Origin of the sequence: Lentibacter algarum (genome assembly GCF_018860975.1) — a bacterium.
Taxonomy (GTDB): domain Bacteria; phylum Pseudomonadota; class Alphaproteobacteria; order Rhodobacterales; family Rhodobacteraceae; genus Lentibacter; species Lentibacter algarum_A.
Genome location: NZ_JAHKQI010000009.1, coordinates 83,318 through 107,621, shown reverse-complemented (window position 1 = coordinate 107,621; position 24,304 = coordinate 83,318). Strand labels below are relative to the sequence as shown.

At 57.4% G+C, this 24,304-nt stretch carries 23 protein-coding genes; 13 read left to right on the top strand and 10 right to left on the bottom strand.

All coding sequences use genetic code 11. The annotated features are described in order from the left end of the window. Positions 1 to 20 precede the first annotated feature (20 nt). The 5 genes from KO498_RS14385 to KO498_RS14365 all read right to left on the bottom strand — a co-directional run bounded on the left by KO498_RS14385 (position 21) and on the right by KO498_RS14365 (position 5,676). A complete protein-coding gene (locus tag KO498_RS14385; protein ID WP_215960627.1) occupies positions 21 to 587 on the bottom strand; it encodes a DUF3726 domain-containing protein in 567 nt (188 codons plus the stop codon). Beyond that, a complete protein-coding gene (locus KO498_RS14380; protein WP_215960626.1) occupies positions 584 to 2,245 on the bottom strand; it encodes a hypothetical protein in 1,662 nt (553 codons plus the stop codon). Before KO498_RS14380 ends, KO498_RS14385 begins: the two co-directional genes overlap by 4 nt. Beyond that, positions 2,242 to 3,219, bottom strand: coding sequence for a membrane dipeptidase (locus tag KO498_RS14375; protein WP_215960625.1), 978 nt, complete (start codon positions 3,217 to 3,219; stop codon positions 2,242 to 2,244). Before KO498_RS14375 ends, KO498_RS14380 begins: the two co-directional genes overlap by 4 nt. 6 nt (positions 3,220 to 3,225) lie before the next feature. Beyond that, on the bottom strand, positions 3,226 to 4,713 hold the full coding sequence (locus tag KO498_RS14370; protein WP_215960624.1) for an aldehyde dehydrogenase family protein: 1,488 nt from the start codon (positions 4,711 to 4,713) through the stop codon (positions 3,226 to 3,228). A gap of 78 nt (positions 4,714 to 4,791) precedes the next feature. Continuing rightward, entirely contained in the window at positions 4,792 to 5,676 is an 885-nt protein-coding gene (locus KO498_RS14365; RefSeq protein ID WP_215960623.1) for a LysR family transcriptional regulator, read from the bottom strand. Positions 5,677 to 5,863: 187 nt separating this feature from the next. On the opposite strand from KO498_RS14365, the gene KO498_RS14360 reads away from it, so the two are divergent. From KO498_RS14360 to KO498_RS14340, 5 genes are all read left to right on the top strand, one after another. After that, positions 5,864 to 6,928: a Hint domain-containing protein gene (locus KO498_RS14360; protein WP_215960622.1), complete on the top strand. Its 1,065-nt coding sequence runs from the start codon at positions 5,864 to 5,866 to the stop codon at positions 6,926 to 6,928. A 153-nt stretch (positions 6,929 to 7,081) separates the two neighbouring features. After that, a complete protein-coding gene (gene rpsD / locus KO498_RS14355; RefSeq protein WP_215960621.1) occupies positions 7,082 to 7,702 on the top strand; it encodes a 30S ribosomal protein S4 in 621 nt (206 codons plus the stop codon). 116 nt (positions 7,703 to 7,818) lie between these two features. Further along, positions 7,819 to 8,901, top strand: coding sequence for a histidinol-phosphate transaminase (gene hisC, locus KO498_RS14350; protein WP_215960620.1), 1,083 nt, complete (start codon positions 7,819 to 7,821; stop codon positions 8,899 to 8,901). Then, positions 8,898 to 9,812, top strand: coding sequence for a prephenate/arogenate dehydrogenase family protein (locus KO498_RS14345; RefSeq protein WP_215960619.1), 915 nt, complete (start codon positions 8,898 to 8,900; stop codon positions 9,810 to 9,812). Before hisC ends, KO498_RS14345 begins: the two co-directional genes overlap by 4 nt. Further along, the gene (locus KO498_RS14340; RefSeq protein ID WP_215960618.1) at positions 9,809 to 10,528 is read left to right on the top strand and encodes an extensin-like domain-containing protein; all 720 of its coding nucleotides are present in this window, start codon (positions 9,809 to 9,811) and stop codon (positions 10,526 to 10,528) included. The genes KO498_RS14345 and KO498_RS14340 overlap by 4 nt, the downstream gene beginning before the upstream one ends. A gap of 109 nt (positions 10,529 to 10,637) precedes the next feature. Here KO498_RS14340 and KO498_RS14335 read toward each other — a convergent pair whose 3' ends face one another. Next, positions 10,638 to 11,261, bottom strand: coding sequence for an HD domain-containing protein (locus KO498_RS14335; protein WP_215960617.1), 624 nt, complete (start codon positions 11,259 to 11,261; stop codon positions 10,638 to 10,640). Next, entirely contained in the window at positions 11,258 to 12,241 is a 984-nt protein-coding gene (locus tag KO498_RS14330) for a DUF2125 domain-containing protein (protein ID WP_215960616.1), read from the bottom strand. Before KO498_RS14330 ends, KO498_RS14335 begins: the two co-directional genes overlap by 4 nt. A 68-nt stretch (positions 12,242 to 12,309) precedes the next feature. Between KO498_RS14330 and KO498_RS14325 the strand changes: the two genes are divergently transcribed. The 7 genes from KO498_RS14325 to folD all read left to right on the top strand — a co-directional run bounded on the left by KO498_RS14325 (position 12,310) and on the right by folD (position 19,791). Beyond that, the gene (locus KO498_RS14325) at positions 12,310 to 12,837 is read left to right on the top strand and encodes a gamma-glutamylcyclotransferase (RefSeq protein WP_215960615.1); all 528 of its coding nucleotides are present in this window, start codon (positions 12,310 to 12,312) and stop codon (positions 12,835 to 12,837) included. Between the two features lie 358 nt (positions 12,838 to 13,195). Continuing rightward, positions 13,196 to 13,459 (top strand): hypothetical protein, encoded by a 264-nt coding sequence (locus tag KO498_RS14320; RefSeq protein ID WP_215960614.1) that lies wholly within the window; start codon positions 13,196 to 13,198, stop codon positions 13,457 to 13,459. A gap of 147 nt (positions 13,460 to 13,606) precedes the next feature. Then, entirely contained in the window at positions 13,607 to 14,824 is a 1,218-nt protein-coding gene (locus KO498_RS14315; protein ID WP_215960613.1) for a biopolymer transporter ExbB, read from the top strand. Positions 14,825 to 14,827: 3 nt separating this feature from the next. Continuing rightward, a complete protein-coding gene (locus tag KO498_RS14310; protein ID WP_215960612.1) occupies positions 14,828 to 16,345 on the top strand; it encodes a peptidoglycan -binding protein in 1,518 nt (505 codons plus the stop codon). A gap of 22 nt (positions 16,346 to 16,367) precedes the next feature. After that, positions 16,368 to 16,967 carry an MOSC domain-containing protein gene (locus KO498_RS14305; protein WP_215960611.1) on the top strand — a complete coding sequence of 200 codons (600 nt, stop codon included), beginning with the start codon at positions 16,368 to 16,370 and terminating at the stop codon, positions 16,965 to 16,967. Between the two features lie 139 nt (positions 16,968 to 17,106). Further along, positions 17,107 to 18,783, top strand: coding sequence for a formate--tetrahydrofolate ligase (locus tag KO498_RS14300; protein WP_215960610.1), 1,677 nt, complete (start codon positions 17,107 to 17,109; stop codon positions 18,781 to 18,783). Positions 18,784 to 18,891: 108 nt separating this feature from the next. Further along, the gene (gene folD / locus KO498_RS14295; protein ID WP_215960609.1) at positions 18,892 to 19,791 is read left to right on the top strand and encodes a bifunctional methylenetetrahydrofolate dehydrogenase/methenyltetrahydrofolate cyclohydrolase FolD; all 900 of its coding nucleotides are present in this window, start codon (positions 18,892 to 18,894) and stop codon (positions 19,789 to 19,791) included. A gap of 56 nt (positions 19,792 to 19,847) precedes the next feature. On the opposite strand, the gene KO498_RS14290 is transcribed toward folD, so the two are convergent. Next, positions 19,848 to 21,155: an ATPase gene (locus KO498_RS14290; protein WP_215960608.1), complete on the bottom strand. Its 1,308-nt coding sequence runs from the start codon at positions 21,153 to 21,155 to the stop codon at positions 19,848 to 19,850. A gap of 150 nt (positions 21,156 to 21,305) precedes the next feature. Here KO498_RS14290 and KO498_RS14285 point away from each other — a divergent pair, with 150 nt between their 5' ends. Next, a complete protein-coding gene (locus KO498_RS14285) occupies positions 21,306 to 22,826 on the top strand; it encodes a hypothetical protein (protein WP_215960607.1) in 1,521 nt (506 codons plus the stop codon). A gap of 92 nt (positions 22,827 to 22,918) precedes the next feature. Here KO498_RS14285 and KO498_RS14280 read toward each other — a convergent pair whose 3' ends face one another. Together KO498_RS14280 and KO498_RS14275 are read right to left on the bottom strand one after the other, a co-directional pair. Next, positions 22,919 to 23,416, bottom strand: a complete 498-nt coding sequence (locus KO498_RS14280) for a prepilin peptidase (protein ID WP_215960606.1) — start codon at positions 23,414 to 23,416, stop codon at positions 22,919 to 22,921. A gap of 12 nt (positions 23,417 to 23,428) precedes the next feature. Further along, positions 23,429 to 24,286: a tetratricopeptide repeat protein gene (locus tag KO498_RS14275; protein ID WP_215960605.1), complete on the bottom strand. Its 858-nt coding sequence runs from the start codon at positions 24,284 to 24,286 to the stop codon at positions 23,429 to 23,431. Between the last annotated feature and the right edge of the window lie 18 nt (positions 24,287 to 24,304).

The following is a 24,304-nucleotide window of genomic DNA, read 5'->3' as shown; positions in this document are numbered from 1 at the left end:
TTACGTATGGATAGGTGCAATCATCTGTTGCCGTCGTTGCCAGCACCGGCGCCTTGTTGCCTGCGGGCTTCGGTTTCGGGGGCATAGGTGCGCTGTGCAAATTGCGACAGCGAAACGATGTCGGCTCCCGACGCCTCGGCGCGGTAAACGCGCGCGATAGCGGCAGGAGCAGCTGTGGGGGTAAGCTGAAGGTCGCAGTTGACCTCCGTTGTCTTGACGAGTGTGATCGCCATGCAGGGCGCCGCAGTTGCTTGAAACCCCTCGCTGGAAAGCAACAATGCGCGGTTTTGAACCGCAGCGACCCGCGCAATAAAGGGCATTAGAAGAAGCGGGAAAGCGCAACTGAAGGCCGAGACACGCGACCCGTCAATGAGCTGGCATCCAAGTCGGATCGGGCAGGTTTGTGAGGGGACGATACCAGCCTCTAGTGCCTCCAAATAGTGAGCGAAGGTTCGGACCGCAGGGAGGCGTGAGGCGGCAAGAACACGTATGGCTTGCCCGGTTTCTTCGGCTTCGCCCCACGTAAAGCCTGCGCCTTTTGCGGCCTTCCTGCAGAGGCCTTCAATTTCTCCAAGGGCGTAACTCATTTAACAACTCCGTAGACCCAGTCATCGGAGTTTTGTTGCGATAATTCAGAGGGGTAAGGCGCGCCGCGAAACATGTTGATGCGCACCCATCTGTCGGAGCGTGGATCAAAATTTGTTGCGCCAAAGAAGCTGAGTTTGGCGCGCAGCATGTCAATAGGCAGCATCTTCGCGTCGATGGTGTTGTCGCAGACTTCGCTATAGGGAAAGAGGGCGCGCATTTGCACACGGCGCGCTGCGCTGCGGTGTTCGGGGTGCGCTTGTAGGAACGCGGCGGTGTTGCCTGCGAAAGTATGCAAGTCGCCAAACATTCTGCATATATCGCGGGCCGGTGCGAGGGGTTGCTCGTAGTCTTCAAGTGGCTCGTTGGCCCGTTCGCAAAGGCGCGGTTCGAGTTTTTCTTCCGAGACATACCAAAGACGCGCGATTGCTTGGGGGGCAGTCCAATCAATCTGCAAAGCCCAGTCGTAGTGTGTGCAAATCAGTGCAGAGAGGGTTTCGGCGGGCATTGCGCCGTCGATCATGAACAGCGTGCTTTCGTCGGCTTGCATCTGCGGGCCGAGGCTGTCGACCAAATCAGCGTGAGGCTCGAGCATCAGAGACACCAGCAGTTCTTGGCCTTCTTCCGAGAGAGTGTTTTCGGCCCATAGGTAGAGAGCGTTCCACGCTTGGGGCTGTGTGAAGTCGAAACTTTCAAGCCGGGCGTCGAGCATCTGGATGTCAGCGGCGAGCTGCTTTAGCTTGGCTTTTTGCAAGGGGTGCTCAGAGTGCCAGAGGCCGATGCTTTGTTTGGCGTGCAGGTAGGTCGAGAGAAACGCGTGCGCGGTGCTATCTGCGCTTGCAAGTGAGCGGATCGTCGCAAGAGCGCGCTCGCGGGCACTGATCCAGTTGTTGAGCAGCCGCGGATGATTGAGCAGGAATGGGGCCATGCCGAGCCCTGTCGAGTTGCCGATGCCAAGGCCGCGGCGCAGGCCGGGCGCGAGGGGCACGGCACTGTTCGGGGATCTGACTTTTGCCATGTGTTCGACAAGGTCGGCAACAAAGGCGCGGATAAGGTAGACCGAGAGCATTTCGACTTGAAAGGGCGGCGAAAACTCAGGACGCTCTTCCAGTGAGGCGCGGTCGGCAGCGCCGAACTTGCCGGATCCGTAGACGGCGGTTGTGCGCATGAGGTAGCCGACATTTGCCAGTACATCCGCGTCGGGTTGTTGGCCTTTGGCGAGGGTTTCGACTGTAGCGTTCCAGAGGCGCGCCGAGCGGTTGGCTCGGGAGATCGAAAGCTCGGTTTCGGAAACGCGGCCTGCTTCTTGCAAGGGGACATTGGCACGTAGGCGTTCAATGTCGGCCAGATTTGGCGTGCCGTCAAACAGGGCAAACGTCGCATCCCATGCTGTGGCAATTACGCGATCTGAGCGCATGTCATCGGGCAAGTCATGAGCAAAGGCGATGAGAGAGTAAGCACGGGTGGGGCCTTGGCTGGTGTAAACAGCGAAGCCCTCGCCGCTTGTGTTGATGTCAAAATGTGGGCGGGTAAACGACCAGTTTTCCTGCTTCATCCGGCGCAGGAGTTGGCGCATGAAAGACAGCCGGCATTGGTGCAGACTCCCCAATCGCGAGAGCGTCATGACTTGCTCGGGCGGGCGGAGAGGAATGCGTGTCATACTTCGGGGCCGAAATTTTGCTCGTAAAAGCGAAACCAGTTGTCGCCCATGATACCGTCAACTTCCGTCTGAGAAAAACCGACGGTTGCAAGGCCCTTGGCTATATTGCCAAAGTCGCGGTTGTCTTGATACCAGCTTGGCATTGGTGGGAACCCGGGAGCTGCGGCCGACCCTTCTCCGTAGTCAATCTCTTTGCTCCAACGGCCGACGCGCATCCACTCGACGACGCTGTCCGGCTGGTCTTGGCAAAGATCGGAGCCGATGCCGAGGTGATCAACGCCGAATTTCTCGGCGGTGTCGGCGATCATCTGGCAGAAGCTCTGAAGCGTGCAGTCGGAATTGTCTTTGAGGTGATGCGGGTAGAGCGAGAAGCCAAGCATGCCGCCGTTTTGCGTGACCGCGCGAATGACATCGTCGCGCTTGTTGCGCAGGGCGGGCTGCCAGAAATGCGGGTTAGCGTGGGTGATGGCGATGGGGCGGGCAGAGTGATCAGCGGCTTCGATGGTGCTGCGATCGGCGGAATGGGACATGTCGACGACCATGCCGACGCGGTTCATCTCACGCACAACCTGTTTGCCCATACGCGTGAGGCCCGTGTCGTCATCCTCATAGCAACCGGTCGCGAGGAGAGACTGGTTGTTGTAGGTAAGCTGCATGAAGCGCGCGCCAAGATCGTGCAAGACTTCGACGAGGCCAATGTCGTCTTCAATGGGTGAGGGGTTCTGGAAACCAAAGAAGATCGCCGTGCGGGAGGACTCGTGCGCCAAGCGCACATCGCCCGCCCACCGGCCCTTGAAGATCAGCTCGGGAAACTGCTCAAACCAGCGATTCCATTGCTCGATGTTGAGCACCGTTTCGCGAAAGTTTTCGTGATAGGCGATGGTGACATGCACCGCATCAAGCCTGCCCGCGCGCATTTGGCGAAAGATTTTTTCAGACCAATTGGCGTATTGCAGGTTGTCGATGCGATACATGGTTGCTTACTCCGGGTCGCCGGCAGCGATGTAGGCCGTCTTGACCGTGGTGTAGAACTCGGCGGCGTTTGAGCCTTGCTCGCGTGGGCCATAAGAGCTTTCACCGCGGCCACCGAAGGGCACGTGATAGTCGGTTCCGGCAGTGGCGAGGTTGACCATGACACAGCCTGAGCGCGCGTTGGCGCGGAAATGGTTGGCGCGGGCCAGTGAGCGTGTCATGATGCCAGCAGTGAGGCCAAAGCGGGTGTCGTTGACGGTGTGCAGGGCCTCACCATAGGAGCCGACTTTGATCACGGCCGTGAGCGGCGCGAACAGCTCTTCACGGTTGATTTGCATCTGGTTTGTGGTGTTGAGGAAAACGCCCGGTGTCATGTAGTACCCCTGTGTTGGGCGTTCGACCTGGACACCACCACAGGCAAGTTCGGCACCCTCAGCGCGGCCTTTTTCGATCCATGCGAGATTTTCGCTCATCTGGGTTTCGCTGACAACGGGGCCGATCTGCGTGCCTGCTTCAAGCGCGTGGCCGACTTGCATAGCTTCGGCGCCTTTGATCAGGCGCTCAACGAAAGTGTCGTGAATGGCCTCATGCACCACAAGCCGCGAAGAGGCGGTGCATTTCTGGCCTGTGCCGCCGAAGGAGCCTCCGAGAGCTGCGGCGACGGCGAGGTCAAGGTCGGCATCATCCATCACTGCGAGTGCATTTTTGGAGCCCATTTCCATTTGCAGCTTGGTGAAGTTGCCGACAGCGGCTTGCGCGATGCCACGACCAACAGGCACGGACCCTGTGAAGGAGATTGCGTTGATGCCCGTGTGTTCGACAAGCTTTTGGCCAATGTCGCGGCCAGAGCCCATGACCAAGTTGAACAGACCTTTGGGGATGTCTTGCTTGGCGATGATCTCGGTCAAGGCATGGGCCGAGGCGGGGGTCGCGTTGGCTGGCTTCCAGATGACGGCGTTGCCATAGGCCAGCGCAGGGGCAATTTTCCAACTGGCTGTCGCTGTGGGGAAGTTCCAGGGGCTGATGATTGCCACCGTGCCAACAGGCTCGCGGCGGATGTCGATGTCGACGCCCGCGCGCACTGACTGAGCATTTTGGCCCAGCTGGCGCAGCACTTCAGCGGCGTAGTATGTGAAGAACTGACCCGCGCGGTAGACTTCGCCTTTGCCTTCTGCAAGGGGCTTGCCTTCCTCTCGGCTGAGCAGGGTTCCGAGCTCTTCGGCGCGGGCCATCATCTCGTTGCCGATGGCATTTAGCACAGCTTGCTTGCGTTCGAGCCCGTAGTTTGCCCATTCGGCTTGAGCGGCATGTGCGGCGTCTACGGCTTTATCTAGTTGGGCAGTATCTGCCTGCGCAAAATGGCCCACCACATCAGACAAATCTGAGGGGCTAATATTGGCGATATCCGAGACGCCAGAGAGCCATTCGCCGGCGATGTAGTTCTTGTTGGCCTGTGTCGAGGGCTGTGTCGAAGGCTGTGTCGAGGGCTGTGTCATGTGGCATCCTGAAAGAGTTCATCTACCAGTTGGCGCAGAATCGGGCTTCAGATCAATCGAATTTGAGTTGAGTAAACTTCAGTTTTTCTGAATCGTTTGAAGGTGTTCGGCTTGCAAGCAGCGTAAAAAGGCAAGAACCGGCGGCATGAGCGCTGCTTCGGGGCGGTGCATAATATGCACTTGCCGGGTGACGTTGCTGCCGGTTATCGGCAAGAAAGCGAGGTCTTGTTCGTTGGGCGACAAGACAAGTTCGGGCAGAATGGTTACGCCCTGTCCAGCACGCACCAATGCCAAAAGCGAAGCGGTGCTGTGCACCATCATCCGCGATTGCGAGAGAAGAGGGGCAAGCTCAGAGTCATCAATTTGTGCGCAAAGTCCATTCGCGATCAGAGTTTCTCCAGTGAGATCGGCCCATGTTAGATCGTTTCGGTCGCTTTGCAGACGGTGCCCGCGGGGGCAGACAATGCCGAATGCATCCGAAAACAGTTGTTTGCGCTCAAAGCCGGGGCGCTCTGGAAGTGTAGCAACGGCGATGTCGGCCTGATCATGGCTAAGCGCATTCAGAACAGCGCTGCTGTCCATGTCACGCAACTCGACCAAGACATCAGGGTGGGTTCGCTGGAACCGGTGCAAAACCGGTGGTAAGAACACTTGTGCAAAAGAAGGGATTACCGCAAGGCGGATGAGGCCCGACTTTGCTTTGGCAAGCTTTTCTATCCGGCTGATGGTTTCGTCGAAATGGGCGATCTCGCTTTGAGCTTCGAGCAGGACATGCCGGCCCATCGGGGTGAGATGTGACTTGCGCTGTGTCTCAAACAACGCCACGCCAATGTGCTCTTCCAGGCTTTTTAGGGACATAGACAGCGCAGAAGACGTGCGCCCCAACTGCTCGGCAGCATGCGCTAGAGAGCCTGTTTCGGCAACGGCGCGAAAGACGCGCAGCATGTCAATTTTGATCGCCACGTTAAAGTTCCTGCTTGTTTTCAGCACAGTGACAATGTGAAGCAGGGCTGTCCAGTCGGTGCGCTTTCCGAGGGCAACTATTATGTCACATGTTCGAATTTCCCTATCATTTCGGGGGTATGCAGCGCGAATCTCATCTGTTAGTTTTTTTCTAATAACAAAAAACGACGAGGCAGGCAGTTTAGAAATGGCAACGGGCTTTAGAGGCGCGTTTGTAGTTTCCTGGCCGCAAACAGAACTGGACGGGCTGGTGAATGCACCAGTCACCGACTTGAATGTCGGGGCGACTTGGGCGTGGCGCGGAGATGCGGTGCGTGTTGATGGCCCCAATGATCTGTTGCAGCTTGAAGACACAGACGACATGGCAAACATGCGAAAGCGCGCGGCACGTATGGTGCAACGGCTTGTTGGTGTTGCATTGGACGCGACAAAATCGTTGCACGATCCGAATGACGCATTGCCATTTGACGACAGCAGCTTTGTTGTCACTGACGGCACTCAGAGCTACACGATCACGTTGATTGACCCCCAGACTGGCGGCCAACCCTTGTTGATGTTTGTAGATCAAATGCCGCCACAGGGGCGCGACTTGTGGATTGTTCACCAGAACTTTGACAATAGTATGATGCGGCCCGAAGGGCCTGACGCTGGCGGGGTGATATGTTTTACGCCCAACACGCGGATAGAAACACCGGAAGGCGCCAAGCTCATTCAAGACTTGCGCGTTGGCGACAAAGTTCAAACCAAAGACAACGGCGCGCAAGAGATCGAGTGGATCGGAGAGCGGCGGATGACCGGGGCACGCTTGTTTGCGATGCCACGTTTGCGGCCCATACGTATCAGAGCCGGAGCGCTCGGGATCGAGCGGCCGGACGAGGAACTCATCGTGTCCCCCGAACACCGCATGTTGGTGAAGGGAAGCGCAGCACAGGCGCTGTTCAACACTGACGAAGTTCTGGTGCGCGCCAAGGACTTGCTCAATGACGGTAGCATTGTTGTCGACAGTCAGTTGCGTGAAGTGACCTATGTGCATTTGCTGTTGCCTGAGCATCAGATTGTTTGGGCCAATGGCGTCGAAACAGAGAGCTTTCACCCCGCAAATACAGCCCTTGCAACGCTTTCTGACGAAGATCGTGCTTCACTTTTGGAGATGCGACCGGAGTATGAAAGTCGGCCCGAAAGCTACGGTGCATTTGCGCGCCGGAACCTGTCTGGCTCCGAAGCTGCCATCCTCAACTTTGACGCGGCCTAAACCCTTGCTACATAGCTGTTGACTCCTCCTCTGAGGCGGCTATAAGCGCGGCTTCATTGGTGTTGGTGGCCCTCGCAAGAGCCAGCCTGTCATTCCGGCAAAATCCGGGAAGAGGACAACGCCCTTCGACAACCTAAACGAAGGAGATCAGCTGTGACCAAACGCACATCTGCCAAATACAAAATCGACCGCCGCATGGGTGAAAACATCTGGGGTCGTCCAAAATCACCAGTCAACCGTCGCGAATATGGCCCCGGCCAGCACGGCCAGCGCCGTAAGGGCAAACTGTCAGACTTTGGTCTGCAGTTGCGCGCCAAGCAGAAGCTTAAAGGCTACTACGGCGACCTGACTGAAAAGCAGTTCCGCCGCATCTTTAAGGAAGCTGAACGTGTAAAAGGCGACACAGGCGAGAACCTGATTGGTCTGCTTGAGCGCCGCCTTGACGCGGTTGTGTACCGTGCCAAGTTCGTTGCAACTGTTTTCGCAGCGCGCCAGTTTGTAAACCACGGCCACGTCACTGTGAACGGCAAGAAGGTTAACATCCCTTCATACCGCGTTAAAGAAGGTGACGTTATCGAAGTGCGTGATCGCTCAAAGCAGATCGCTGTTGTGCTTGAAGCCACGCAACTCGCCGAGCGCGATGTGCCTGACTACCTCGACGTTGATCACTCAAAACTGACCGCGACATTTGTTCGCGCACCTGGCCTTGGCGACGTGCCATATCCGGTGATGATGGAACCAAACCTCGTCATCGAATATTACGCACAAAACTAAGCCAGCGGTTTTCGCAAAGCTTATGAAGGGCTGTGGCGGGAACCCGCTGCGGCCCTTTTTCTTTTCTGGCCGCAGCTTTCCCGACTGTCTAAAACAAAGCGACACAGGAGAGAGTGATGAGCCTGACACCACAAACCGGCATCATGGAAATTGCGCTTTATGAAAGCGGCGCCTCAAGCATTGCGGGGCGCGACGATGTGCTCAAGCTGTCGTCAAACGAAAACCCGCTCGGGCCACCGCCTGCTGCGCTTGAAGCCATCGTCAAAGCGGCCAGCGAAACGCACCGCTACCCAGCGACCGACCATGCAAGCCTGCGCGAGGCGATTGCCGACGTTTACGGGCTTGAAGCCGATCGCATAATTTGCGGCGTGGGCTCTGACGAGGTTTTGCAATTTGTGTCTCAAGCTTACTGTGGTGAAGGTTACGAAATCCTTTACACCGAGCACGGCTTCTCGATGTATCCGGTTTTGGCGCATATGGCGGGGGCAACGCCGGTGGTTGTGCCTGAGCGCGAGCGGGTTGTTGATGTTGATGCGATCATCGCTGCGGTCACCGACAAAACCCGCCTCGTGTTCATTGCCAATCCGGCCAATCCCACGGGCACTTTGCTGCCTGATGATGAGCTGGTGCGGCTGACTGATGGCTTACCAGCGAACGTGATTTTGGTGCTGGACGGCGCTTATGTCGAGTTTGCTGAAGGCTATGACGGCGGCAAATCACTGGCAGCGACACGGCCTAACGTGCTGATGACGCGGACGTTTTCCAAGATATATGGCCTGGGCGGGCTGCGCATCGGCTGGGGGTATGGCCCCAAGGAAATGATCGACGTGATGACCCGCATTCGCCAGCCGTTCAACCTGTCGGGCGTGCAGCTCGCAGCGGCCGAGGCAGCGGTGCGTGATCCTGACTGGGTGCAAACCTGCGCCGAACTCAACGCCGAACAACGGGTGCGCCTCACCGGAGCGATGCGTCAACTGGGGCTAGCGGTTGACGATAGTGCTGCCAATTTTGTGCTGGTGCGCTGTGCTGATAAGCTTGAGGCGGATGCTGCCGAGGAGGCGCTATTGAGTGACGGAATAATCGTGCGACGGCCAACTGGCTATGGCTTTCCGGAGGGGCTGCGCATTACGGTTGGGGATGCCGAGCAAACCGGGCGCGTGATAGATACGCTGACAAAATGGCGAGAGGCCACGCAATGACGCAAGTATATGATAAAGTGGCTCTAATCGGCTTGGGGCTGATCGCGTCGTCGATGTTTTGGGCGATGAAACGCGGGGGGTTGGCAAGCGAAGTGCGCGGCTTCGCGCGATCATCTGAGACGCGCGAAACAGCCCGCAAAATAGGGCTTTGTGACGTGGTTTGCGATAGCCTCAAAGAAGCCGTGAAGGACGCTGACTTGGTGGTTCTTTGTGTGCCTGTCGGGGTGATGGGCGATGTGGCGAAAGAGATCGCGCCGTTCTTGAAGGCAGGCGCGACTGTGAGCGATGTCGGCTCGGTGAAAAATGCAGTGATCGACGCAGTTGGCCCGCACCTGCCTGAGGGGGTCGAGTTCATCCCGGCACACCCTTTGGCTGGCACCGAACACTCGGGCCCGGAAGCCGGATTTGCCGAGCTTTTTGACAACCGCTTTACCGTGCTTGTGCCTGTGGAAGGCTCTGAAAAGAAAGCAATTTCCAAGCTTCGCGAGCTCTGGGAAGGTATGGGCGCAAACGTTGAGGAAATGGATGCCGATCACCATGATTTGGTGTTGGCTGTAACCTCGCATGCGCCGCATTTGATCGCCTACACGATGGTTGGCGTGGCTGATGATTTAAGCCGTGTCACCGACAGCGAAGTGATCAAATACTCGGCTGCAGGCTTTCGCGATTTTACCCGCATTGCAGCCTCTGATCCGACGATGTGGCGCGATGTGTTCCTCAACAACAAGGAAGCCACATTGGAAATTCTGGGGCGCTTTACCGAGGAATTGTTCGCGCTTCAAAGGGCTATCAGAACCGGGGATGGCGAGCATTTATTCGACTATTTTACCCATACAAGAGCGATCAGACGCGGGATTATCGAAGCGGGGCAGGATACGGATGCACCAAACTTCGGGAGAGAGAAAAAATGAGATTTTTCATTACGTTAACGGCAGTTTTGATGGCCCTTCCGATGTTTGCAGCGAATGGAAGTATCCGCCCTGTTGCGCGACCGGAGGTGCCGGAATTGGCTCCTGTCACGAGCCCTAGGCCGAAGCTGAAGGACGAGCAGTTGGCGCTGTTTGGATTGGGTAAAAAACGCAAGCGCGAGCGTGAGGCGCGTAAGGGGATGGTCTGTGGTGATCCGGCGTTGCAGGGCGATGCGATCGGGCGGGTTCCGGGGAAGATCAAGGGCTGTGGCGTCGAGGATGCGGTGCGGCTGAAATCAGTCTCGGGTGTGGCCTTGAGCCAGCACTCAGTGATGGATTGTGTGACCGCTAAGGCATTGAAAACATGGGTTGATGGCGGGTTGAAACCGGCGTTTGGCAATCTCGGTGGAGGGGTGAGCAAAATCCGCGTGGCGGCGCATTATGCCTGCCGGACTCGCAACAACCAAAAGGGCGCGAAGATCAGCGAGCATGGTAAGGGACATGCGATTGATATTTCCGGCATCTATCTTGAAAATGGCAATGAAGTCAATGTGTTGAAGGACTGGGGCAAGGGACGAGGCGGCAAGGCCTTGGCCGGAGCCCGCAAGGCCGCGTGTGGGCCGTTTGGCACGGTCCTGGGGCCGGGGTCAGACCGGTTTCACCGCGATCATTTCCACTTTGACACGGCGCGCTACCGCGGCGGGCCCTATTGCAAATAGTTAATGTGATTTTGGCGGCGAAACGGCCTGCACAACCCGTGCATACCACAGTGCATAAACATATGCATAATGCGTGCAGACAATTCCGGACGCGGCAAAACAGCCGAAATTAGTTAACGGCACTCTCAAGCAGAGAGGCGCGGAAGGCGCGCATTTCTTCGCGGCGGGCCCTCGCGAGGGCGCGGCCTTTTTCAGTGTTCATCATCTCGGGCAGTTTGAAGAGTTTGGTTTCAAAGTGGTCGATGGCAAAGCGGGTGTCGTCAAGCTCGCGGCTTTGAGCAAGCGGATCATCGGGATCGTAGAGTGCGCGACCAAGGGCGCCTGAAATTGCAAACATACGGGCGATGCCGATTGCGCCTAAAGCGTCGAGGCGGTCGGCGTCTTGCAGAATTAGGGCTTCCTCGGTTTCCGGTGCGATGTTGGCTGAATAGCTGTGGGCGATGATGGCGTGCTGCACGGCGACAAGTTTGGATTGCTCAAAACCGAGGGCAAGAAGCAGAGGCGCTGCCGCCTCGGCTGACAAGCGCGACGCGTCGCTGCGGTTGGGCGAGTCTTTTGGCAGGTTGACCAGATCATGAAAAATGCAGGAGGCATAGAGCACGTCTTGGTCGGTTTGTTCGGTGCTAAGGGCTTGGCAGTTGCTCCAGACGCGGCGGATATGCGCGATGTCGTGGGCGCTGTCGGCCTGTGGGCCCCAAGCCTTGAGGAGGGCTGTCTCGTAGGCGTCGCTCATTGGATAAACACGCGCGGGGCAGGCCCGAGGGGCAAGGGGCCGAGCTTGATCAGCCCGCCAGAGAAGCCAAGCGGAATGTCGAGAGTGCTTGCGTTGCCGTTAAGCTGCGCCAGCAGGGAGAGCCCTTGTTCGATTTGGTTGAGCAAAGCTTGGGGCGCAACCTCCATTGCGCTCGCAAGGGCGATGATCTCGCGCCAGTTACGGGCCTTGATGGTGATTGTGCCAGTCGGCGTTCCGGCGCGGTCAACTTCCAGTGTGCCAGCAGCTTCAAGCTCAAGCTCACCCCATTTTGCCTCGGCGAGGTGCAGCTTGATTGTGCGGGGCTGTGGGCGGCCGTCTTCCAGTGCGGAAATATCCCACGGCTTTGAAAAGCCCAGCGTCGCATCGGCGCGCAGGGCAGAGAGCGCAGCGGGGAGGTTGCCTGTGATCTCGGCGGGCAGAGCGGGTTTGAGACCGTCGATGTTAAGCGCGAGGCGATAATCGGCGCCTTCAACCAGCTTGAGCGCGGCTTGCAGGCCGTCAACATGACTAGCTTTGCCGCCATCGGGCATAACGCTGAACGCTTCAGAGACCAGATTGGCGCGATCAAAAGCGAGGTCGGTGTTGGGTTGCATGACCATCGAGGTGCGCATGCCTGTGCTCTCTATACTATAGCGCTGGTGCGGCGTGCTGATGGTTTGGCTGTCGGCGAAAGCGGCGATGATGTGGTTGGGCTTGTAAGACAGTGCGAATATCTGAAGGAACGGTGCTTGCCATGCGAAGCCTGTGTGCGGGTCGGCCAGTGCCGGCTCGGTTAGGGTTGTGTCAAAGCGGTTGGGAAAACCGCGCAAGGACAGACCGCTATACTCGGCTTGCCAGCCCTCGGCGCGGCGGTCTTCGAACCAGGCTTCAAAGCCGGTTTTGACCGCGCTTGAGCCGACAAACCAATAGCCGAACCAAAGCGCGGAGAGGGTTAGAATGACAACAAGCAACTTTTTCATGTGATGCGCTCTTTTCTCGGGTGTTTGCTTGGTGTTTATGGGGGGCAAGCGCAGGGGGAACAAGTGTTATGACGATGTGGGTGTTTGGCTACGGTTCTTTGCTTTGGAACCCCGGCTTTGATGTGGCTGAAATGCGGGTTGCCAGTTTGCGCGGCTATCAACGCAGTTTTTGTATGCGCTCTATTCATCACCGCGGAACGGTTGCCAACCCCGGCCTCGTGCTGGCGCTTGACGAAAGCGAGAAGGCAAGCTGCCACGGTGTCGGCTTTGCTGTGCGTGAAGGGCAAGAGGACGAGGTGCTGGCTTATTTGCGCGAGCGCGAGCTGGTGTCTGCGGCCTACCTTGAGAAACATGTCGAGATCGTTTTTGCGGGCGGCGGCAGTGTCGAGGCGCTGGCCTATGTGATTGATGCCGAGCACGAGCAATATTGCGGCGGGCTTGATCTTGAAGAACAGGCGCAGATCATCGCCCGTGCGCAGGGCGGACGCGGCCCGAACCACGAGTATCTGATCAACACAGCCGAGCACCTAAGCAAGCTTGGAATTACCGATCACGAGCTTGACGAGCTGGTTCGTCGGGTGAAATTTCTGCTTTGAGCAGGTGAATTTCTGTAACAGTGATCACGGGCGCGGCCTTTGAGCGGGCGGCGCGAGCCTTGGCTGTAGGTTTTTGCCAAGCCGATTGATCACAAAACCCATCACCGCGAGATTACGGCGGCGTGATCTGTGAGTAATGTTTCATGAGGCGTGTTTTTGACGCTGTCTAGTGCATTGAAATTAAAGGTTTAATGCGTGTTTTCAAATCCTAGGGCGAAAGATCACAGGGGCCTCGCGGGGGCTCACGGCGAGGTGAGTTGAGGTGTTTTGAATAACCGGTTGGGCGTGACCAATTTGGTTGTAGAGCGGAAGGCAGCTTCCGACATAACCCTGAACCAACTCTAGAAGGAACCATCTTATGAAACGTTTTATCACAGCAGTCACACTCGCCGCCGTAACCGTTACAGCAACATCAGCCTTTGCGGTGACAACTCCTGAAGACCGCGCCTTTGAAGAGGCATTTCGCGCCAAGCTTGATCACAAAGTTGATGTGAGCACGAAGGACACAGCCAAGACGAACATGAGCGGCGGGGCCGTCGTTACGGACACTAACGGTCATGTCCTGAAAAACTTTGGCAATGGTGTGTATGATGAGAACTCTGAAAGAGGCGGCCGCCGCTAAGGAGCGATCCTCTCTCTGATTAACGTAAATCAAACGGCAGCGCTCTTTTTTGGGGGCGCTGCTTTGCTTTTAGGATAACATCTTGGCTTGGCGACATTATCTGCCTATGGTTTTCGACAATGATAACTGTGTCAGGAGCACGTCCACATGGACCATCCGGACCGCGAGGCCGAGCCGCATTTTTCTCACCCTGTGAGACCCGTCTTGTTGATGTTGGTCGTGCTGGGGCTGACTGTTGGTGTGACGCTGCTGGCATTGCCGCGGGTTTTACCTGTTTTCGAGGCCAACCCCTACCTCAACGGCTTCATCCTTTTTGTCTTTCTGATCGGGGTGTTGGCGACATTTTGGCAAGTCTATCAAATGGTGCGTTCGGTGCGGTGGATCGAGGCGTTTGCAGGGCAGAATGACGACCGTGAAGGTGTTGTTGTGCCTTCGTTGCTGGCACCATTGGCAACGCTTATGGCCAGCCGTGGGCGGGGCAGGCAAATTTCATCCAGCTCGGCGCGCTCGATACTGGACTCGGTGGCGCAGCGTATTGATGAAGAACGCGAGATCACGCGGTATATCGTTAGCTTATTGATTTTCCTCGGTCTTTTGGGGACATTCTACGGTTTGGCGACGACTGTTCCGGCTCTTGTTGACACCATTCGCAGCCTCGCGCCACAGGAGGGTGAGAGCGGGGCCGAGCTGTTCGGGCGTTTGATGGGCGGACTTGAGAGCCAGCTTTCGGGCATGGGTGTTGCTTTTGCTTCGTCGCTTCTGGGGCTTGCCGGTTCGCTTGTTGTGGGCTTGCTTGAGCTCTTCGCCGGACACGGGCAGAACCGTTTTTACCGAGAGCTGGAAGAGTGGCTGAGCTCGATCACCCGGCTTGGTTTTGCTTCGGGTGACGGCGAAGAAAGCGGGCAGGCGGCGGTGCTTGACGGCGTGCTTGAGCACATGGGCCGGCAGATGGAAGACATGCAGATGATGTTCACGCAGTCGGATGTGAGCCGCGCGCTGGTTGACGAAAAGCTCGGCACGCTGGCCGATGCGATCGACCGGATGAGCCAGAACATGAATGCGCAGACGCCGGTGACAAGTGCATTGGCGCGGGTGGCTGAGGGGCAGGAGGCTTTGATTGCGGAGTTGCGCCGCACGGGTGGCACCATGGCAGATGCCGGAATTGATGCGGAAAGCCGTATGCGCTTGCGCTCGATTGATGTGCAAATGCTGCGTGTGCTGGAAGAGATCAGCGCTGGTCGGCAAGAGATGATGGCAGAGCTGCGCCAGGACATAGCGGCTTTGGGCCAAGCCCTGAACGACAAACCCGCGGCAGGCCCGCGACGGATGCGCACGACGGGTAAGAAACCACCGGAGGGGAGCTAGGCTATGGCTCTTTCGCGGCGCACGGGCGCTCGGTTTCAAGCCAATATCTGGCCGGGTTTCGTCGATGCGATGACAGGCCTGCTGCTGGTTTTGATGTTCGTGTTGACCATCTTTATGGTCGTGCAGTTTGTGCTGCGCGAGACGATCACGGGCCAGGAAAGCGAGATGAACCAGCTCAACCAGGAGATCGCCAAACTGGCGCAGGCTTTGGGGCTGGAGCAACGCAAAACCACAGGGCTTGAGGCACGTGTTACCGAACTTGGAACAACGCTGGAGGATGCGGAGGCACGGCTTGGGCAACAGGCCGCGTTGATAGCAAGCTTGACGGCAAAGAGTGACGAGCAAGCGGAGGTTATCACGAGCTTTGAGGCCCGTGTTGCGAGCCTTGTGGCGGAACGCAACACTGCGCAGAGCGAAGCTGACGCGCTGAGGCTTGAAGCTGCTGACTTGGCGACGCAGCGCGCGGCTTTGGAGGCGGTGATTGCAGCAGCAGAAGCTGAGGCTACAGCCAAAGAGGACGAGCTTGCCAAGCTGCAAACCCAACTGAGCGAAGAAGAGGCGGCGCGCCTCGTCGAGATTGCGGCGGCAGAAGCGTTGCGCAAACAGCTTGAAGCGGCTGACACCGAGCTAACGGCGATGACGCTGAGCCTTGAAGCCGAGCGCAAGAAAGCCGAAGAAACGCTGACGCTCTTGGCGGCTGCTCAGGCAGCGGAAGAAAAGCTAAACGCGGCTTTGGCGGAGACGCTGACCGACAGCGAGGCTCGTGCGGCTTTGTTGGCAACGGCAAATGCTGCGCTGGCCGAGGAGGAAGCGGCATCGGCGGAAGCGCTGCGCGAGCAAGCACTTTTGAACCAGCAAGTCGCGGCCTTACGCGAGCAACTAGGCGGACTTCAGGCGATCATCGACGACTTCAAGGAACGTGATGCCGCGTCAAACATCCAGCTGTCAAACCTCGGTCAGGATTTGAATGCGGCCTTGGCGCGCGCGGCAGCGGAAGAACGGCGGCGGCGTGAGCTTGAGGAAGCCGAGCGCAAGCGCATCGAGGCTGAAAAGCAGGATCTGGAGCGCTATCGCTCGGAGTTTTTCGGACGGCTGCGTGATGTTATGGGCGCTCAAGAGGGCGTGACGATCGTTGGTGACAGGTTTGTGTTCTCTTCGGAAGTGCTGTTTGCGCAGGGGCAAGCAGACTTGTCACGCCTCGGGCAGGGCGAGCTCGCAAAAATTGCAACAATTCTGCGCAACGTTTCGAGTGACATTCCTGATGAGATCGAATGGGTTATTCGTGTGGACGGGCACACCGACAATGTGCCGCTCTCCGGCACCGGTGAATTTGCTGACAACTGGGAGCTCAGCCAAGCGCGGGCGCTGTCAGTCGTGAAATACATGGTGAATTTTCTAGGCATTCCGCCGGAGCGGCTGAGTGCAAACGGGTTTGGGCAGTATCAGCCGATAGCGACCGGCAACTCGGCCTCGGCGCGTGCGCAGAACCGGCGGATCGAGTTGAAGTTTACAGAGAAGTAGACCCGGGAGATAGAGGTGGACGATGCCAGCATTGATGGCGACGGAATTTAAGGCGGTTATCAATTGGATCGGACGGGTGTCTGATCGGGGCGAAGGCATGCGCTCGGAGGCTGTCGAGGCGGCTGAGCTTACGTTTGACGGGCTTGTCGGCGAGGCCCACGGCGGACGCACGCGGGCCTCGGATGTGAGAGTGCTAGAGCAACACGAGCGCGGCACCGAGATTGCCAATGTGCGGCAGTTGTCTGTCTTATCGGCAGAGGAGATCGCTTTGAGCGCACAAGCAATGGGCCTTGCGGGGCTTGAGCCGGCGTGGCTTGGCGCGTCGCTGGTGATTGAGGGCATTGGTGACTTTAGCCATGTGCCGCCATCGTCGCGGTTGCAGGCACAGTCAGGGGCGACGTTGGTTATTGATATGCAAAACCGGCCTTGCCTGTTTCCGGCAAAAGAGATCGAACGAGAGCATGAGGGCTTTGGCAAAGCTTATAAGCCAGCTGCCAAAGGGCGGCGCGGTGTAACGGCTTGGGTTGAGCGGCCGGGGGCGATTGCGCTTGGCGACGAGCTTGTTTTGCACGTGCCAGACCAGAGGGTTTGGGAGCATTGGAATGAGGCGCGTGGTGTCTGATAGAAGTTTCCGAAATGAAACTGCTAAGTGGGCCTCGCCGTTTGTTGGAGCGGAAATGTCGGATTCACGCCCTTTGTCGCGCAAGTAAGCAAGTAGACCTTAGGGAACGTTAGCCGGATCAGCAGAGGGACTCCGCCACATGAGCTATAAGTCAGACATCGAAATTGCCCGCGAGGCCAAGAAGAAACCAATTCAGGAGATCGGTGACAAGATCGGCATCACGACTGAGCATCTGCTGCCGTATGGCCATGACAAAGCGAAGGTAAGCCAAGCGTTTATCAACTCTGTTCAGAAGCAGAAAAACGGCAAGCTCATTTTGGTGACGGCGATCAATCCGACGCCAGCGGGCGAAGGCAAGACGACCACGACTGTCGGGCTTGGTGACGGGCTTAATGCCATTGGCAAGAAGGCGATGGTCTGTATTCGCGAGGCGAGCCTTGGCCCGAACTTTGGTATGAAGGGCGGGGCTGCTGGTGGTGGCTATGCGCAGGTCGTGCCGATGGAAGACATGAACCTGCATTTCACCGGTGACTTTCATGCGATCACCTCGGCGCACTCGCTGTTGAGCGCGATGCTCGACAACCACGTTTACTGGGGCAACGGCCAAGAGATCGACACGCGGCGCATCACTTGGCGGCGGGTTGTTGACATGAATGACCGCTCGCTGCGCCAGATCACGTCTAGCCTTGGTGGTGTGTCCAACGGGTTTGCACGCGAGGACGGGTTTGACATTACAGTTGCCTCAGAGGTTATGGCGATCTTGTGTTTGGCGAAAGATCTGAAAGACCTCGAGCAGCGTTTGGGCGACATGATTGTTGCTTACCGTCGCGACAGAAGCCCTGTTTTTTGCCGTGATATCAAGGCACAAGGCGCGATGACTGTGCTGCTTAAGGACGCGATGCAGCCGAACCTTGTGCAGACGCTTGAGAACAACCCGGCCTTCGTTCACGGCGGGCCTTTTGCCAACATTGCACATGGCTGCAACTCGGTTATTGCCACCACGACGGCGCTTAAACTGGCGGATTATGTTGTTACTGAAGCGGGCTTTGGTGCTGACTTGGGCGCCGAGAAATTCATGAACATCAAGTGCCGCAAAGCGGGCCTTGCGCCTGATTGTGTGGTGCTGGTTGCCACGGTGCGGGCGATGAAGATGAACGGCGGCGTGGCCAAGGCCGACCTCGGCGGCGAGAATGTCGAGGCGGTGAACGAAGGCTGTGCAAACCTCGGACGCCATATTGGCAACCTCAAGTCGTTTGGCGTGCCTGTTGTTGTGGCGATCAACCATTTTGTCACAGACACCGAGGCCGAAGTGCAGGCGGTGAAGGACTATGTTGCTACGCAGGGCAGTGAGGCGATTGTGTCTCAGCACTGGGAGTTTGGCAGCAAGGGTTCAGAGGCGCTTGCAAAGCGTGTGGCCGAGATTGCAGACTCAGGCGTGAGCCAGTTTGCGCCGCTGTATCAGGACGAGCTGAGCCTGTTCGAGAAGATTGAGCGGGTTGCCAAGGGCATTTACCGCGCCGACGAAGTGATTGCAGACAAGAAAACACGGGATCAGTTGAAGCTGTGGGAAGAGCAAGGTTACGGGCATTTGCCTGTGTGCATGGCGAAAACGCAGTATAGCTTCTCAACCGACCCTTCCTTGCGCGGTGCGCCAACAGGGCATTCTGTTCCCGTGCGTGAAGTGCGGCTTTCAGCGGGGGCTGGTTTTGTTGTGGTCGTCTGCGGTGAGATTATGACCATGCCTGGCTTGCCACGCGTGCCAGCAGCGGAAACGATTTGCCTCAATGAGGCGGGTGAGATCGAAGGGTTGTTTTAAGCCAAAGGGCCGTGGCAAAAGGGGCATTGAACCCCTTTTGCCACGGTCGCCTCTGAAGAGGCTCCAGCCTCCGGCGGGGATATTTGTAACAAGAAAAATGAGGGTTTGATGAGCGCGACTTTGATTGACGGGAAGGCTTTTGCGGCCACGGTGCGTGGCAAGGTTGCAGAGCATGTGACGCGGCTGAAGGCTGATCACGGGATCACACCGGGTTTGGCTGTTGTCCTCGTGGGTGAAGACCCTGCGAGCGAAGTTTACGTTGCCGCGAAGCACAAGCAGACTGTCGAGGTCGGCATGGCTTCTTTCGAGCACAAGTTGCCTGCGGATGTCTCTGAAGCTGATCTCTTTGCGCTGATTGACGAGCTGAACGCTGACCCCTCCGTGCATGGTATCCTTTGCCAGTTCCCTGTGCCTGATCATCTGAGTGAGCGCGCGGTTGTTGCGCGGATCGACCCGGCAAAGGATGTGGATGGCCTCAGCGTTGTAAACGCAGGCCTTCTGGCCAGTGGCGAAGTCGGGTTGGTGTCGTGCACGCCTCTAGGCTGCCTGATGCTGCTGCGGGATCGGCTTGGCTCCATGTCGGGGCTTGAGGCGGTTGTGATCGGACGTTCGAACCTTTTTGGCAAGCCAATGGGCCAGTTGCTACTGCGTGAAAGTTGCACCGTAACCATCGCCCATTCGCGCACCAAAGATCTGGCTGAGGTGTGTCGCCGAGCTGATATCCTTGTGGCTGCCGTGGGCCGTGCTGAAATGGTTAAGGCCGACTGGGTGAAGCCGGGCGCCACTGTGATTGATGTCGGTATTACGCGCGCGCCACACCCTGACAAGCCGGGCAAAAGCAAGCTTCTGGGTGACGTCGACTTTGCAGAAGTGTCGGAAGTCGCGGCGGCGATTACGCCTGTGCCAGGCGGTGTCGGGCCGATGACGATTGCTTGCTTGCTGGCCAATACCGTGACCGCATGTTGCCGTGCCAACGGGCTTGAAGAGCCCGAAGGGCTGACGGCTTAACAGGAAAAAGTGCGGGTGCGCCGGAAGGCACACCCGACAGCTTAAAGCGTTTGCTGTTAGTGGATGATCTTCTCTTCCTTAACGAACATGTTGTCCCATGCGCGATCGATCAACTCGGGCGTCATTTGGTAGGGGATGCCCTCAAAGTCGCAGACCGCGCGCATCTGGTCGATCAGGAAAACAGGTTGATAGTTGGCGTAGACATTGTCGATGGTCGGGTATTTGACCTTGAGCAAATGCACCAGCGCGGCCTCGTCGAGTTGCATGCCTTTGGCACGGGCAACAAGCGCGAAGATTTTGAGGAAGTTTTCCTGATTTGGCCCGTCAATTTTGATCTTGAAGAAGATACGGCGCAGGGCAGCTGTATCGAAGATCTCGTTGGGGTGGAAGTTGGTAGAGAAGATAACCAACGTGTCAAACGGCACTTCAAACTTCTCGCCTGATTGCAGCGCGAGGATGTCTTTGCTCTCTTCGAGCGGAACGATCCAACGGTTGATCAGCGCTTGTGGAGGCTCTTGCTGGCGGCCCAAATCGTCGACGATGAAGATGCCGCCGGTGGACTTGAGCTGAAGCGGTGCCTGATAGGTGCGCGCTGTCGGGTTGTAGACAAGATCAAGCATGTCGAGCGTCAACTCGCCGCCGGTGATAACAGTCGGGCGGTCACATTTGACGTAGCGTGTATCAAAGGTTTTGCGGCGGCGAAGAGCGGTTGCGTCTTCAACGTCTTCCTCAACGGCGGTGTGCACGATCGGGTCATAGACGGTGATCACCTGACCAGCGTATTCGATCGCGCGCGGAACATAGACTTTGTCGCCCATCGCGTCGCGGATGCCGTTGGAGATCGAAGATTTGCCGTTGCCGGGAGGGCCATACATGAGCACCGAACGGCCTGCGGAGACGGCTGGCCCGAGGTGCCCGAGCAATTCGTCAGGCAAAACGAGGTGCCCCATCGCTTTGACAAGCTGCTCGCGGGTGACCTGAATGTTGCGGATTGACTGGCGTTTGACCTGCTCGCGGTAAACCTCAAGCGGCACCGGCATGGCGCCGAAATACTCGGATTGCGACAGCGCGTCGAGGGTGCGGGACTTGCCAGCCTCGGTAAGTTGATAACCCATTTCGCCGCCGGAGTTTGCGTTGAGCGTGCCTGTTGCTTCAAGCAGTTTTTGCTCGCGGGCCATGTCGATCAGCTCTTGGGTGACGGGGCGGGGCAGGCAAACAGCGGCGGCAAGCTCACCGACCTCGGTAATGTTCTTGCGAAACAAAGTTTTCAAAACGATGTCGCGCATCATCACGATCGGAAGGCGCATTTCTTCCAGCGTTTTGGGCGGGGGCGGAGCCATTACGGCTGTGGGCTGCATGTTCATTTTGTGCCTCGACTGCTCAAGTATGTTGGCCTGCTTTGTGCAGGCTTGATTTTTGCAATTAGTTTACCCGCTCTGAGCGAGGTTCCCAAACAAAAACCGTGCAAAGGACAGTATGCACCCATAAAGTGCAGAAAATATGAAGAGGTTGTGATGCAGTCAGCACAAAGAGGGCGTGTTTTCGCCTTGTTGTTAGGGGTTTTGGCCGTTTTGGCAGGCTTGGCGGCGGTGCGAGGCGGGTTTGATTTTGCCAAACACGAGACAGATATGCTGCATTTGGTTGATATCGTGCTGAGGTTAGCGGATGGCGAGCGTATTCATCAGGATTTTATGACACCGCTCGGGCTGTGGAGCGTCGCGCCATTTGCGCTGTTGACCTCTGCGGGCCTTGGCCTTGGAGATGCGCTGAAATGGGGGCAGATCGGGCTGGCGGCTTTGCTTTTTCTGCCGGCATGGTATGTGGCAGTGAGCCGTATGCGCGCAACCTGGCTTGGGGTTGCTTTCGGGGCTGCTGTCATGCTGCTTGCTGCGGGGCTTGTTTACGGCGGAACGGACGCGAAGCTGTCGCTGTCGATGCACTATAACCGTTGGGCTTGGGCCGTGGTGTTCCTGCCGCTGGCCTTGGTTGTTTTACCTGCCGAGCGGCGGGTTTTCTGGGCCGAGGCGCTGATCATTGGCGCAGCTATGGCCGCGCTGACATTGATCAAGGCGACTTACTTTGTGGCCTTTGCACCGGCTGTTGTTCTTGGACTATTGGTCAGAAAAGAGGCCAGGCTTTTGGGCGCTGCTGTGCTGGTTGGTCTGGCAGTTTTGGCTGTGCAGACGCTGTTTTGCGGGCTTGGCTTTTGGCAGGCTTATGTTGGCGATTTACTGGCAGTTGCGGCTTCGGACGTGCGGCCGCAACCGGGTAAGGGCTGGGCACAGGTGATGCTCTCGCCAGCCTACGCGGCGGGCACGCTTTTGGCGGTAGGCTCGGTGTTGTGGCTGCGCTCCAAAGCCAAGGACAACCCCGCGGGGCTGGTGCTGGCGCTGATGCTTCCGGGGGCGATTTACGTGAGTTATCAGAACTACGGCAATGATCCGATCTGGCTTGTCTTGTGGGGCATTGTCTTGTTGGTTCTAGCGCGTGAGCTGCGCAGTTTGCAGATCTGGGGCGCGGTTGCGCTCGCACTGATTGCGCCTGTGGCGGTAAATGTCGGCTTTAGCCCGGTGCGGCATATCACACAGCCGAGGGCGGCGTTTGAGCCAGTTTTGCCAAGTGACAACAGCCTGCGCGGCGTCACGGCGCGGTTTGAAAACCCCTCCGGAGTATGGCCGCTTGGCGAGGATGACGGGAGCTGTAAACTACACGGCGGGGCTGTGGGCTATATGCGTGCGATGGCCCGAACGCTTGAGGCAGAAGGGCATGCCGGAAAGCGCGTTTACGCGGCGGGGCTGTTCAACACCTTCTGGCTGTTTGCCGACTTTGAGCCGCTCAAGGGCGGCGCGCCATGGTATTATGGCGGGCTGCCGGGCATTGAAGATGCGGAGCTGTTTGTGCTGCCGGAATGCAGCCTTAAGCCTGAATTCAAAGAGCTGGTAATGCGTGAAATCAGCGCGCGCCAAATCAAGCTGGAGCCGGTCTATCAGGATGAAAATATGGCAGTTTTTCAACCTCAAAACGCCTCGCACTAAACCTGAAACTGAGTGAGTGCGGGGGGTGCAGAACATAGCAATGTTCTGGGCGTTTCGAGCCAACCAGCGCGGCAAGTTTGGCGCGGCACGCTTCAGCTGCCGTAGATTGCACAGAAGCCGAGGTAGATCGCCAGTGTTGCGCCGAGGCTGAGGCCCATCGGAAAATCACTGCCGACGTTCCAGCTTTTCCAGTCAGGTGCGAGCTTGTGTAGGGGCGTGTGTTTGGCCAGGCGGTGTGTGGCAAAAGCAGCGAGCAGGTTTGCCATATAGAAGGCGATAAGGATGCGCAGATCGCCGAGCATCACAAAAGGTGCGGCGGCGGCGGCGAATTTGGCGTCACCCGCGCCCATAGCGCCAGCGGCGTTGAGCACGATGCCAACAAGCAACACGATCACCACATGCGAGATCTGCCAGAGGTATGTCTGAAAGGGCATGACAAACAGCCCGACCACAACAAACACCGCGAACAAGGCGGTAACAGCCTTGTTGGGGATCTTCATGACGCGCAAGTCAGACCATGCAACCCAAAAGCAGATAGGAAGCACAAAGGGCAGGAACACACGGGCCGCAAGGGCGGTTTGCTCGATCATGGCAAGTGCCGATCAGTTGGTGACGTTGGCTTCGAGTGCACGCAGGCTGCGCACGGCGGCTTCAAAGTGCTGCGGATGCGTGTTCACGGCTTCGCGCAGCAGTCCCTTGCCTGTTTCGACATCACCACGTTTGATCGCGGCGAGGGCCATCGTATGCAACAGTTCAGCACGCTCTGTCTGGTTCATCGGAATGACCGGCAGGTTGTAGTTACCCTGCGCACCGCGGGCGAGAACCATGTTGTTCTTGGCGGTAAAGAGCGATTTATCTTGGCGGATCGCGTCACCAAACAAGCGTTCGGCACCCGCATAGTCACCGCGGGCCAGTTTGGAGTAGCCCCAGTTGTTGAGCACACCCGAAGGCTTGGTTGTCAGGCCAACGGCGGTTTCATAAAAACTGTCGGCTTTTTTCCACTGCTTATTGCTGTCGGCGATCATCGCCTCCAGGCGGTAGCGCTTGAATGTTTCGTGGGTTGGCGGAACTTTATTGAGGGCTGCCTCGGCTTCAGGCCATTGATCGGCGCGAATGAGGGCGTCCGCGTAGTTGACGCGGTCTTCATTGGTTGAATCTTCATGCGCGAGCAGCTTCACATAGACAGGCAGAGCCTCGCTGGCGCGTTTGGCACGCACGAGTGACTGCGCGAGCCCACGCTGCAAATCAGCACGATCCGGGTTCTCGGCGGACGAGCGTTTGAAGTAGCTCACCGCTTCGTTCGGGTCGGCAACCGTGAGCATAATGTCACTCATGTTGCTTTCATCGACCACGTTCACGTCTTTGAAAGCGCGGGAAACTTCGCTGTTGCCTGATTTTTCACAACCAGCAAGAGCAACTATGCCAACTGCGCATAGCGAAATAATTCTAATATGGCGCATGTGCCTGCGTCCTTTTAA